The organism is Sodalis sp. (in: enterobacteria), assembly GCF_047607725.1.
Classification (GTDB): domain Bacteria; phylum Pseudomonadota; class Gammaproteobacteria; order Enterobacterales; family Enterobacteriaceae; genus JBLKSS01.
Genome location: NZ_JBLKSS010000096.1, coordinates 1 through 12261, shown reverse-complemented (window position 1 = coordinate 12261; position 12261 = coordinate 1). Strand labels below are relative to the sequence as shown.

Below are 12261 nucleotides of genomic sequence, written 5' to 3'. Positions count from 1 at the left end.
GGTATGGACTGATAGAAAACCCCACGACAGCTGACGCGTTACTCGATCGGCTAGTACACCCCAGCTATCGACTGGAACTTAAAGGCGAATCACTACGCAAAGAGCAAGGAGTAGCCAGCACAGGAAAAATAGACTAAAACCGAGTCAGAAGATGAGCAAACACGTGATCGAATATCACTGGAATGGGTGATCGGAAAATATCGGAATTAACTGATCGGATGTCGCCGGAACAGATGATCGGATACGTCGGAATCTACACCCCTTCACCATCGAGTTGCAAAAAGCGACCAGTAACGCCAATAACGGTTTGCCAATCACGGGGGGTTAGCATTAAATGGTTGCCTTTACGACGGAGGCAACATGATATGGATATCATCTCTAGTCCCCCCCTCAGTATTATCCTGAACAGCGGTTGGGCGCTGACCAGCGGCCGCATTACGCGCATTATCCAGGCCCGAACGCTGGACGACGCCAGCCATATGGGGCTTATCGATCGACTGTTCGACAGATTTTTCCGCAAAGGCGGCAAGCGCGCCGCCATCACCCGGCTCTACCAGCAGCTCAGCCAGCCCGGCGCCGGAGAGCCGCACGATCTCACGCCGGCAACCATGGTTGCCCGTTTTATGCAGTTGCGGGCCTATGCCAACAGCGAGTACCGCAAGGTTTTTCAGCTATCGCTACGCTATGATCCGCTGGAGCAGGCGCCCTGGTCCTATCTGATGCGAATAGGTGATTATCAAATCTATCAATCGCCGCCGCTGGATTACCGTTTGGAACATCACTTTGCGGAAGTGTGCACCATGAAAGTCTGCCAGTCGCTGGACGATGCTTTGGCGGAAATCCGTGAACAGCTGACGCCGGAACGGTATATCCAATCGTAAATCGAAAGCATGGCCGACGCGCCGGCAGTGCGGTAAAAAATACACGCCGAGCTTGACGATCCCGCCTACGGGCGGGAGAACCTGCTTGGTATTACCAACGGCGACGATAGCGCCTGTTTTCTGGCGCATTATCGCCACGACATTCTTTTCTTTGCCAATCGTTGCGCCACCCACGACAAATTTCGCGGCAGCCGGTTAAAAACGGCGCTGCTAACCACCGACTACCCTAATTTGCGAGCGCTTTGCCTCGTGGGCTACATGACCAAAGAGGATACGCTACTGAAATATCTTGCCCGCCCCCATCTCCTGCAGTTGGTCGATTACATCGGCGACGCGATTCATCGCCCGGAGGTGAGACAGCTATTGGCTCGTTTCCCGGTGGGGGAAACCACCGCCTGTGAGCTGTTCAATTTAACGCCGCCCGACAATGACGCGAGCGACGCGCGGCAGCCGCCGCACGGCACGCAATAAAAAAGGCGCCTAGCGGCGCTTTTTTTTTGCCGAAGGGCAAAGAAACGTTATTTCATTTTCTTCGCTTTGGCGTTGGGCAGGCCGGTAATGGTGCCTTCATAAACTTCCGCCGCCAGACCCACCGATTCATGCAGCGTGGGGTGCGCATGAATGGTCAGCGCGATATCTTCCGCATCGCAGCCCATTTCGATGGCCAGACCGATTTCGCCCAGCAGCTCGCCGCCGTTGACGCCGACGACCGCGCCGCCGATCAACCGATGGCTTTCTTTATCAAAAATCAGCTTGGTCATACCGTCCTGGCAGTCGGAAGCGATGGCGCGGCCGGATGCCGCCCACGGGAAAGTGGCGACCTCATAGCGGATGCTTTTTTCTTTCGCTTCTTTTTCCGTCAGACCGACCCAGGCCACTTCCGGCTCGGTATAGGCGATAGACGGGATGACTTTCGGATCGAAATAGTGTTTCTTACCGGCGATAACTTCCGCCGCCACGTGGCCCTCGTGGGTGCCTTTGTGCGCCAGCATTGGCTGGCCGACGATATCGCCGATAGCGTAGATGTGCGGCACATTGGTGCGCATTTGTTTGTCGACGCGGATGAAACCTCGATCGTCCACCTCTACCCCGGCCTGGCCGGCATCCAGCAGTTTGCCGTTCGGCACGCGGCCGATGGCGACCAGGACGACGTCATAGCGCTGGGCTTCCGACGGTGCTTTTTTCCCTTCCATGCTGACATACACACCGTCTTCTTTGGCTTCCACTGCGGTGACTTTGGTTTCCAGCATCAGGTTGAAATGGGAGCTGATGCGCTTGGTAAAGACTTTTACCACGTCTTTATCGGCCGCCGGGATAACCTGATCGAACATTTCCACCACGTCGATTTCCGATCCGAGCGCGTGGTAAACGGTGGCCATTTCCAGACCGATGATCCCGCCGCCCATCACCAGCAGGCGCTTCGGCACGGTGGTCAGGGCGAGCGCATCGGTAGAATCCCATACGCGGGGATCGTCATGGGGAATAAACGGCAGTTGGATCGGGCGGGAGCCCGCGGCAATGATAGCGTTGTCGAAGGTAACGGTTGTCGTGCCGTTTTCGCCTTCTACCTGCAGGGTGTTGGCGCCGGTGAATTTGCCGTAACCGTTTATCACCTTGACCTTACGCGCTTTAGCCATACCGCTCAGACCGCCGGTCAACTGATTGACCACCTTTTCCTTCCAGGTGCGCACTTTGTCGATATCGGTTTGCGGCTCGCCAAAGACGATACCGTTTTTGCTCAGCGCCTTGGCCTCTTCGATGACTTTAGCGACGTGCAATAAGGCTTTGGAGGGGATACAACCTACGTTCAGGCAGACCCCGCCGAGGGTGGAATAACGTTCCACCAGGACGGTCTCCAGACCTAAATCCGCACAGCGGAATGCCGCAGAATAGCCACCTGGGCCTGCCCCAAGTACCACGACCTGAGTTTTTATTTCAGTACTCATCATGACCTCTTAGTTGATTGTCCGGCGGGTCAGACGTCTATTTTATCGCGTATATTTGCATAACGCGCTGTGTCCACCGGGACGTCTCCATCACGCATAGTTTACATAAATATTAATAGACTGCAAAGTATGTGACGACGGCGCATGTTTAATTGGTACCGCCGACGACCGTCCTCCGCCTTCGGCGGCGACGCAGGAACAAGCAGGCCGGCCAGCGGGCCGGCCTGGAAGTTACATCACCAAGCGACGGATATCGGACATCACATTATTGATGAAGCTGATAAAACGCGCACCGTCGGCGCCGTCGATGACCCGGTGCTCATAGGACAGCGACAGCGGCAGCATCAGTCGGGGCGCGAACTCTTTACCGTTCCACACCGGCTTCATCGACGATTTGGACACGCCGAGTATCGCCACTTCCGGCGCATTGACGATAGGCGTAAACGCCGTACCGCCGATGCCGCCCAGGCTGGAGATGGTGAAACAGCCGCCCTGCATATCCGACGACGTCAGCTTGCCGGCGCGGGCCTTTTTCGAGATATCCGCCAGCTCGCGCGACAGTTCCACTATGCCTTTCTTATTCACATCGCGGAAGACTGGCACCACCAGACCATTCGGGGTGTCTACCGCCACGCCGATGTTGATGTATTTCTTCAGCGTCAGTTTCTGGGCGTCTTCGGACAGCGAGCTGTTAAAACGCGGCAGCTCTTCCAGCGCCTTGGCAACCACCTTCATGATAAACACCAGCGGTGTGATTTTCACATCCAGTTTCTTCTTCTCGGCTTCGGCATTCTGCTGTTTGCGGAAGGCTTCCACTTCGGTGATATCGGCTTCGTCGAACTGGGTCACATGGGGGATCATCACCCAGTTGCGGTGCAGGTTGGCGCCGGAGATTTTCTGGATCCGGCCCAGCTCCACCTCTTCGGTGTCGCCGAACTTGCTGAAGTCCACTTTCGGCCAGGGCAGCAGGCCCGGCCGCGTACCGCCGCCGGCAGCGGCAGCTTCGGCGCGTTTGACCGCCTCTTTGACGTACGCCTGGATATCTTCGCGTAAAATACGGCCTTTACGCCCGGTACCTTTCACCTTCGCCAGGTTGACGCCGAATTCGCGCGCCAGCCGGCGGATAACCGGGGTGGCATGCACGTAGGTGTCGTTTTCGGCTAATTCGCCTTTGCCTTGGGCCGGCGACGGGGCGGCAGCGGCGCTCTTGTTAGCGTCGGTTGCCGGCGCAGGGGCCACAGTCGCGGCGCTTTCCTTGGCGGCGGCCGGCGCGGGGGCGGCGCCTTCCACCTCGAACACCATAATCTGCGAACCGGTGCTGACCTTATCACCGACGTTAATCTTGATCTCTTTGACGGTCCCCGCGAACGGCGCCGGCACTTCCATCAACGCCTTGTCACCTTCCACAGTAATCAGCGACTGTTCGGCGCTGATCTTATCGCCCACCTTGACCATGACCTCGGTGACTTCCACTTCGTCGCCGCCGATATCCGGCACATTGACGTCTTGACTACCGCAGGATTGAGCGGGCGCGCTCTGCTGCGGCGCTTCGGCCTCGACGGGTGCGGCGTCGCTGCCGCCACCTGCGACCTCGAAGACCATGATAAGCGAACCCGTGTTCACTTTATCGCCGGTATTGACCTTCAGTTCTTTGACCGTCCCCGCGAACGGCGCCGGCACTTCCATCGACGCCTTATCGCCCTCGACGGTGATAAGCGACTGTTCGGCCTCGACCTTGTCGCCCACCTTCACCAGCACTTCGGTGACTTCCACCTCGTCGCCGCCGATATCGGGAACGTTAACCTCTTTACTCTGTGTGGCACCGCCGGCGGCGGCCTGCTCCGGCGCGGCGGCAGGCTTCTCGGTGCCACCCTCGGCTTCCTCGAAGACCATAATCAGTTTGCCGGTGGTAACTTTATCGCCCACCGCCACCTTTAACTCTTTCACCACCCCCGCCTGCGGCGAGGGCACTTCCATGGACGCTTTGTCGCCTTCCACGGTAATCAGCGACTGCTCAGCGTCGACTTTATCGCCCACGCTGACCAGGACTTCGGTGACTTCCACTTCATCTGCACCGATATCCGGTACGTTGATTTCAATAGCCATGATTTACTCTACCTCTTACGCCAGACGCGGGTTGACTTTGTCAGCATCGATGCCGAATTTGCTGATGGCCTGCGCCACCACATCAGCGCCGATATCGCCGCGTTTGGCCAATTCACCCAGCGCCGCAACCACCACATAGCTGGCGTCCACTTCAAAGTGATGACGCAGGTTCTCGCGGCTGTCGGAACGGCCGAAACCGTCGGTGCCCAGAACGCGGAACTCGCTGGCGGGAATAAAGTTGCGGATCTGCTCGGCGAACAGTTTCATATAGTCGGTGGACGCTACCGCCGGCGCATCGTTAAGCACGGTGGCCACATACGGCACGCGCGGCGTTTCGGTCGGATGGAGCATGTTCCAGCGTTCGCAATCCTGGCCATCGCGCGCCAGTTCGGTGAACGAGGTCACGCTGTATACATCAGAACCCACCCCATACTCTTTCGACAGGATCTGCGCCGCTTCGCGCACGTGGCGCAGAATGGCGCCGGAGCCCATCAGCTGCACTTTGCCTTTGCCACCTTCCAGCGTTTCCAGCTTGTAGATCCCCTTGCGAATACCCTCTTCCGCCTCTTTCGGCATGGCGGGCATGGCGTAGTTTTCGTTCAGCGTGGTCAGATAGTAGTAGACGTTTTCCGGCTTATCACCGTACATCCGGGTCAAACCGTCGTGCATGATGACCGCGACTTCATAGGCATAGGCCGGATCGTAGGAAATGCAGTTCGGAATGGTCAACGACTGGATATGGCTGTGGCCGTCTTCGTGCTGCAACCCTTCACCGTTCAGAGTGGTCCGCCCCGAAGTGCCGCCGATAAGGAAGCCGCGCGCCTGCTGGTCGCCCGCCGCCCAGCACAGATCGCCGATACGCTGGAAACCGAACATCGAATAATAGATGTAGAACGGAATCATCGGCAAATCGTTGGTGCTGTAGGAGGTTGCCGCCGCCAGCCAGAAAGAGGCCGCGCCCAGCTCGTTGATCCCTTCTTGTAGGATCTGCCCTTTTTCATCTTCGCGGTAATAGGCGACCTGCTCGCGGTCCTGCGGCGTGTACTGCTGGCCGTTGGGGCTATAAATGCCTATCTGGCGGAACAGACCTTCCATGCCGAAGGTCCGGGCTTCGTCGGCGATGATCGGCACCAGGCGATCCTTGATCGACTTGTTCTTCAGCATCACGTTCAGCACGCGGACAAAAGCGATAGTGGTGGAGATCTCTTTCTTCTGTTCTTCCAGGAGCGGTGCGAAGTCCTCAAGCGTAGGCAGCTCCAGCGGCTTGGTGAAATCCTTCAGGCGGCTCGGCAGATAGCCGTGCAGCGCTTTGCGGCGCTCGTGCAGATAGGTGTGCTCTTCGGACCCTTCTTCAAAAGTGATGTAGGGCAACGCTTCGATCTTGTCGTCGGTAATCGTGCTCAGGTTGAAACGATCGCGGAAGTAGCGTACCCCTTCCATGTTCATTTTCTTCACCTGATGCGCGATATTCATGCCTTCCGCGGTCACACCCATGCCGTAGCCTTTAATGGTGTGGGCGAGGATGACCATGGGCTTGCCGGTGGTTTTCTTGGCTTTTTGCAGAGCGGCATAGATTTTCTTCGGATCGTGGCCGCCGCGATTCAGCGCCCATATCTCGTCATCGCTCATGTCCTTCACCAGCGCGGCGGTTTCCGGATATTTACCGAAGAAGTGTTCGCGCACGTAGGCGCCGTTCTTCGATTTGAAGGTCTGGTAGTCACCGTCGACGGTTTCGTTCATCAATTGAATCAGCTTGCCGGAGGTGTCTTTACGCAGCAGCTCGTCCCAGTGGCAGCCCCAGACCACCTTGATCACTTCCCAGCCGGCGCCGCCGAACACTCCTTCCAGCTCGTTGATGATCTTGCCGTTACCGGTGACCGGACCGTCCAGACGCTGCAGGTTACAGTTAATGATGAACACCAGGTTGTCCAGCTTCTCGCGCGTCGCGATAGTGATGGCGCCCTTGGATTCCGGTTCGTCCATCTCGCCGTCGCCCAGGAAGGCGTAAACGGTCTGATTGCTGGTGTCCTTCAGCGCGCGGTGGTCTAGATATTTAAGGAATTTCGCCTGATAGATAGCGCTGATGGGGCCCAAGCCCATCGATACCGTCGGGAACTGCCAGAACTCCGGCATCAGCTTGGGATGCGGATAGGACGAGAGGCCCTTGCCGTGCACTTCCTGACGGAAGTTGTTTATCTGCTCTTCGATCAGGCGCCCTTCAAGGAAGGCACGGGCATATACGCCCGGGGAAATATGGCCCTGGAAATAGACCAGGTCGCCGCCGTCTTTGTCGTTGCGCGCGCGGAAGAAGTGGTTGAAGCACACCTCATAAATCGTGGCGGAGGACTGGAAAGACGCAATGTGGCCGCCCAGTTCCAAATCTTTCTTCGACGCGTGCAGCACGGTCATGACGGCGTTCCAGCGTATAGCGGAACGGATGCGGCGCTCCAACTCCAAATTGCCCGGATACTCAGGCTCCTCCTCGACCGGAATCGTGTTGATGTAATTGCGTCCGGCGGCACCTTGCTCGATCGCGATGCTTACCCCACCTTTGCGCGCTTCGTCCAACACCTGATCAATCAGGAATTGCGCGCGTTCAATACCTTCTTCACGGATAACCGATTCGATCGCCTGTAGCCAGTCGCGTGTTTCAATCGGATCCACGTCATTGTACAAACGTTCTGACATGGTGGTGTTCCTTATCTATCTTTAATATTGGTTTAGTTGGAGCCTGTCTTCCTATTGCTCTGGCCGTCAGAACATACGAAGACAGGCCCATAGCTTCTGCTGCCGCGTGGGCCGCCGTTCCCAGAGGCTTAATCCTTGCGTTGCTGGAGACGTCGAAGCGATCGTTCGCGCCTGCTATGTTCCCGGCCAAGGTCCAGCAAAATTTCCTCAATAAACGCCAGATGGCGATGTGACGCCTCGCGCGCCTTTTCCGGCTCGCGCGCGACTATCGCCGCGAAAATTCAGGCGCGGTGGCTGCTCACCTGCGCCAGCATTTCCCGGCGCGAGTAGAGCAATTCAAAATTTTGACGCACGTTGTTTTCCAGCATCGGCCCCATGCAGCGCACCAGATGCAATAAAACCGCATTATGCGCGGCTTCGGTGACGACGATTTGATAATTCATGACGGCATCGGCCTCCGCGTCGAGATCGCCGCTGTCCTGCGCCGCCTGAATAGCCTGATGGCACTCACGGATATGCTCGAAATCCTGCTCGGTCCCGCGCAGCGCCGCCATAATAGGCGGCGATGCCTTCAAGAGCATGGCGGGTCTCCAACAGGTCGTATTGCGATTCAGGATGTTCCGCCAACAATTCGGTCAGCGGATCGCTGAAGCTCTGCCACAAGTTACTTTGCACAAACGTCCCTCCCCCCTGCTGCTGCCGCAGCAGGCCTTTGGCTTCCTATCGCTGGATGGCTTCCCGCAGCGAGGGGCGGGAGACGTCAAATTGCTTGGCCAGTTCACGCTCGGGAGGCAATTTTTCGCCGGGGCGCAGCGTCCCTTCCAGAATCAAATATTCCAACTGTTGTTCTATGACATCCGATAACTTGGGTTGGCGGATCTTATTATAGGCCATTTCTTGTCTTCTCAGCGGATGGCGCGGAGTCAATTGGTAATACCAATTACATTTTCACGATACTAAAAAGTAACAAAGTATTCACCTTCTGTCTATCGTGGCTTTGACCTAAATCATCAAATCGCGCACATTCTCACAAAAGCCTTACATCTATGCTGCGTCAGGCCCGCTACGCTGCACAATCGTGTTTTCCGGCGAAAAAGTTATTAACGTCTATGAAACGTTCCGGGGGCGCCGCGGGAAGATGACGTTCACCTTAAGCCGGGGAAAATACGCCGCCAAATGCATAGTCATGCAACCCTAACATGACCTTATGAACCCCGGCGATTTTCTCATTATTGCCGTTACACCTATCGTCCAGCGAACGACGGCGCCGGGTTATTACGCGCAAGCGTCATAAATCCCGTGCAAAGCCTGCCACTATCACTATTCTGTTGCCCGCGACAGCCCGGACGCGAAAATGCCGCGCCGTGACGCGTAAATTAAAACGTACAACAACCGTAACTGTGGACAGACACAGCGCTGGGCGGAATCCAGGTATCTGCACGCCATAACGACAGAGGATTCGATGATGGAAGGTCAACAGCGCGCCGAGACGCTGAAACGCGGGCTAAAAAACCGCCATATACAGCTTATTGCATTGGGCGGGGCGATTGGCACCGGCCTGTTTCTAGGGATTGCGCAAACCATACAAATGGCCGGCCCTTCGGTCATTCTGGGCTACGCTATCGGCGGCGTTATCGCCTTCCTCATCATGCGCCAACTGGGCGAGATGGTGGTGGAGGAGCCTGTGGCCGGCTCGTTCAGCCACTTCGCCTATAAATACTGGGGCAATTTCGCCTCCGGCTGGAATTATTGGGTACTGTATGTCCTGGTGGCGATGGCGGAATTGTCCGCGGTCGGGATCTATATGCAGTACTGGTGGCCCGGACTGCCCACCTGGGTTTCGGCGGCGGTGTTTTTCCTGCTGATTAACGCCATCAATTTGGCCAACGTGAAACTTTATGGCGAAATGGAATTCTGGTTCGCCATTATCAAGGTGATCACCATCGCGGCGATGATCGTCTTTGGCGCCTGGCTGCTGCTGAGCGGACGCGGCGGCCCCGAGACCAGCGTTACCAATTTATGGGCGCAGGGCGGCTTCTTCCCCCACGGTGGCAAGGGCTTGCTGATGGCCATGGCGGTTATTATGTTTTCCTTCGGCGGTCTGGAGCTGGTAGGCATTACCGCTGCCGAGGCGGATGACCCGGCGCACAGCATTCCCAAAGCCACTAACCAGTGTCATTTACCGTATTCTGATCTTTTACATCGGCGCACTGGCGATCCTGCTTTCGCTGTACCCCTGGGCCAAAGTAATGGAAGGCGGCAGCCCGTTTGTATTGATTTTCCAGGCGCTTAACAGCTACTGGGTGGCCAATATCCTTAATCTGGTGGTCTTGACCGCCGCGCTGTCTGTTTATAACAGCTGCGTTTATAGCAATAGCCGCATGCTGTACGGTCTAGCCCGCCAGGGCAATGGCCCGCAATCGCTCGCCAAAGTCGACCGGCGCGGCGTGCCGGTGGCCGTGCTCGGCGTCTCGGCCGTCGCGACCGCGATTTGTGTGCTGCTCAACTACCTGATGCCCGGCCAGGCTTTCGGTCTGCTGATGGCGCTGGTGGTTTCAGCGCTGGTGATCAATTGGAGCATGATCAGTCTGGCACATTGGAAATTTCGCCGCAAAAAAGCGCAACAGGGCGTCGTTCCGCGCTTTCCGGCGCTGTGGTACCCGGTGGGCAACTGCCTTTGCCTGCTTTTCATCGCGGGTATTTTGGCGATTATGCTCCTCACGCCAGGCATGGCCATTTCGGTGTATTTGATTCCGGTATGGCTGGTGGTGTTGGGCATCGGTTTCGCGCTGAAAACTTCCGGCCAGCGCGCTAGCGCACGCTGATCCCCCGTTCCCGCGCCGGCCGGTGTTACCGTGCCGGCGACGGGCCGCGGGCGGCCTTTTCACTGACGACTTTCTATATCAAGAGTCATGTCACGCGCGGCCTAGCGCCTGCAGCGTATCCTATGCCACGTATCGTGGCGCACATGCTCCGCATCACATCTCACATGCCCCGCATTGAGTCTCGCATGCCCCGTATCGTGTCTCACATTCCTCGTATCGTGAATTGCCTGCCGCGATTTGGATGCTGTGTTCTGCGAGTCGCCTGCCGCGTTTTACTCCCCGCATTCCGCTTGTTGCAACAGGTATTTCGCTTCTTGGATTACCGCTATGGTACAAATCTTCATCCCGTTCGCTTGTTACGTTTCGCTTGATTACATTTGGTTTTTACATTGCTCGTCAGGTGTACTCAATGTGCCACGAGGATGTCGGAAGAGGAGGCGCATAACGGGCTTAAAGAGAGTAAATGTAAGCCGGTCATGAGAAGCATATTAAACAGGGGCTCTTTTGAATTTATATTCGCGTAAAAATATCATCATAATGTAATTCAGCTCTTTATTTTATCGTTAAAACCTGGGACTAACGTATAACAGGAGATATTGTACCTGCCCATAAAGAAGGTCTGACCACTCAGCAGGCATGATGGAAAACAATGTTGGCAAGTCAACAATTGACGTTTTCGCTGTATTTTAGCGCAAAAAATGACTTAAGGTAAAAGCTTAAACTAATTATGAATATTGTGTCTCGATTTCCAAAACCAAGCAATGTCGTTGCCAGTATCAACATTGCAAATGCCAAAGTGACGCCACCCACAATACGATTCCCTTCCCCGCCAGAAAGTGTAGGTCGCAGGAATGAGCGCTTAAACCACGCGCCCACAAATGCGAGACCCGCATTCGCCGCCCACATCTGATTCACCACGGTGCTTTAATAATAGGTAAAGTCATCGGTCTCTCTCTAATATAATGAGATGGTCATCTATTGATGATAAATATCATCATGATTTTCATTATTTAAATAATCTTGATGGCTTGCCATAGGAACGATTAAACATTCTGACTTTCAACGAATGACGCATAAAAAACGCTAAAAAAAAGTGATTATGCTACGCATCTTTAAATTTACTCACCAAAAATCAAGGCATAGAGACCTTGTGCAATTCTATTAACAATAAGATTGGATATGAAAAAAATCACTGTTAATAATCAACATAGAAAGCATATCGGAAAGCATGTTAACTGGGCTGATGATAAACAGAAAAGCCAGCTGCCTTTTGATGACCATGTTAAATTGCTCGCTAGCCAACCGGGGCTGCACAGCCGCAACGTAACCAGACACAACGTCGCCAATTTAACCCTATTGACTATGACCTACCTTACAAGTGTCCAAAACAGCAGTCCATCCGCCGCTTCATCGGCGCCTAATCCCCGGTCTCTCGCGTTCATTGATAAAGGGGCTAATTTGACTATCAAGGCGCCTAAGCTTGATTTCCCAAGCCACAATAATCGACAGAGTGCCCCGACCGCTACAAACGGAAGAGGCAAATCAGGGACAATGATTCACAATAAAAAACGAGGGTTGATTAAAAATATATCAGAGTTCTCCAGTGAAACCAGAGAGAGGACAAGGGCAAACACCGAATCTCATTTCCTCTCTTTTCCACAAGCCGATGCAATTGTAAGCGCCCCGTGGAAGACGTCTTGAATTATTGGTGGGTTTGTTGTATGAGACAGTAAACCTACGTTACACGCTTATGCTCATTGCATTTTCACATTGTATTGATTTTAATAAATTTTATTTTCATCCCAGTTTGAGTGA

At 55.0% G+C, this 12261-nt stretch carries 7 protein-coding genes and 2 pseudogenes; 5 read left to right on the top strand and 4 right to left on the bottom strand.

Annotated elements, in window-relative coordinates; translation table 11 throughout:
- From ACMX3H_RS09330 to ACMX3H_RS09320, 3 genes are all read left to right on the top strand, one after another.
- Nucleotides 1-137: ATP-binding protein (locus tag ACMX3H_RS09330; protein WP_415210574.1), on the top strand; the 137-nt coding region annotated here is incomplete at its 5' end.
- Nucleotides 138-365: 228 nt separating this feature from the next.
- Entirely contained in the window at nt 366-881 is a 516-nt protein-coding gene (locus ACMX3H_RS09325; protein WP_415210610.1) for a hypothetical protein, read from the top strand.
- Nucleotides 882-1139: 258 nt separating this feature from the next.
- Nucleotides 1140-1352 carry a hypothetical protein gene (locus tag ACMX3H_RS09320; protein ID WP_415210609.1) on the top strand — a complete coding sequence of 71 codons (213 nt, stop codon included), beginning with the start codon at nt 1140-1142 and terminating at the stop codon, nt 1350-1352.
- A gap of 47 nt (nt 1353-1399) precedes the next feature.
- On the opposite strand, the gene lpdA is transcribed toward ACMX3H_RS09320, so the two are convergent.
- The 4 genes and pseudogenes from lpdA to pdhR form a co-directional block, all read right to left on the bottom strand.
- On the bottom strand, nt 1400-2827 hold the full coding sequence (lpdA, locus tag ACMX3H_RS09315) for a dihydrolipoyl dehydrogenase (protein ID WP_415210608.1): 1428 nt from the start codon (nt 2825-2827) through the stop codon (nt 1400-1402).
- Nucleotides 2828-3058: 231 nt separating this feature from the next.
- Nucleotides 3059-4933, bottom strand: a complete 1875-nt coding sequence (gene aceF, locus ACMX3H_RS09310) for a pyruvate dehydrogenase complex dihydrolipoyllysine-residue acetyltransferase (protein WP_415210607.1) — start codon at nt 4931-4933, stop codon at nt 3059-3061.
- A 15-nt stretch (nt 4934-4948) separates the two neighbouring features.
- On the bottom strand, nt 4949-7621 hold the full coding sequence (gene aceE / locus ACMX3H_RS09305; protein WP_415210606.1) for a pyruvate dehydrogenase (acetyl-transferring), homodimeric type: 2673 nt from the start codon (nt 7619-7621) through the stop codon (nt 4949-4951).
- Nucleotides 7622-7749: 128 nt separating this feature from the next.
- Nucleotides 7750-8515 (bottom strand): annotated as a pseudogene (gene pdhR, locus ACMX3H_RS09300) (pyruvate dehydrogenase complex transcriptional repressor PdhR).
- A gap of 571 nt (nt 8516-9086) precedes the next feature.
- Here pdhR and ACMX3H_RS09295 point away from each other — a divergent pair.
- Together ACMX3H_RS09295 and ACMX3H_RS09290 are read left to right on the top strand one after the other, a co-directional pair.
- Nucleotides 9087-10446 (top strand): annotated as a pseudogene (locus tag ACMX3H_RS09295) (amino acid permease).
- Nucleotides 10447-11625: 1179 nt separating this feature from the next.
- Nucleotides 11626-12147 carry a hypothetical protein gene (locus ACMX3H_RS09290; RefSeq protein ID WP_415210605.1) on the top strand — a complete coding sequence of 174 codons (522 nt, stop codon included), beginning with the start codon at nt 11626-11628 and terminating at the stop codon, nt 12145-12147.
- The last annotated feature ends 114 nt before the right edge of the window (nt 12148-12261 follow it).

What these genes read in the sequence shown, in the direction of transcription:
- ACMX3H_RS09320 (WP_415210609.1), top strand. Translation starts at nt 1,140, where the DNA reads ATGACCAAAGAGGATACGCTACTGAAATATCTTGCCCGCCCCCATCTC.
- aceF (WP_415210607.1), bottom strand. Translation starts at nt 4,933, where the DNA reads ATGGCTATTGAAATCAACGTACCGGATATCGGTGCAGATGAAGTGGAA.
- aceE (WP_415210606.1), bottom strand. Translation starts at nt 7,621, where the DNA reads ATGTCAGAACGTTTGTACAATGACGTGGATCCGATTGAAACACGCGAC.
- ACMX3H_RS09290 (WP_415210605.1), top strand. Translation starts at nt 11,626, where the DNA reads ATGAAAAAAATCACTGTTAATAATCAACATAGAAAGCATATCGGAAAG.
- lpdA (WP_415210608.1), bottom strand. Translation starts at nt 2,827, where the DNA reads ATGAGTACTGAAATAAAAACTCAGGTCGTGGTACTTGGGGCAGGCCCA.
- ACMX3H_RS09325 (WP_415210610.1), top strand. Translation starts at nt 366, where the DNA reads ATGGATATCATCTCTAGTCCCCCCCTCAGTATTATCCTGAACAGCGGT.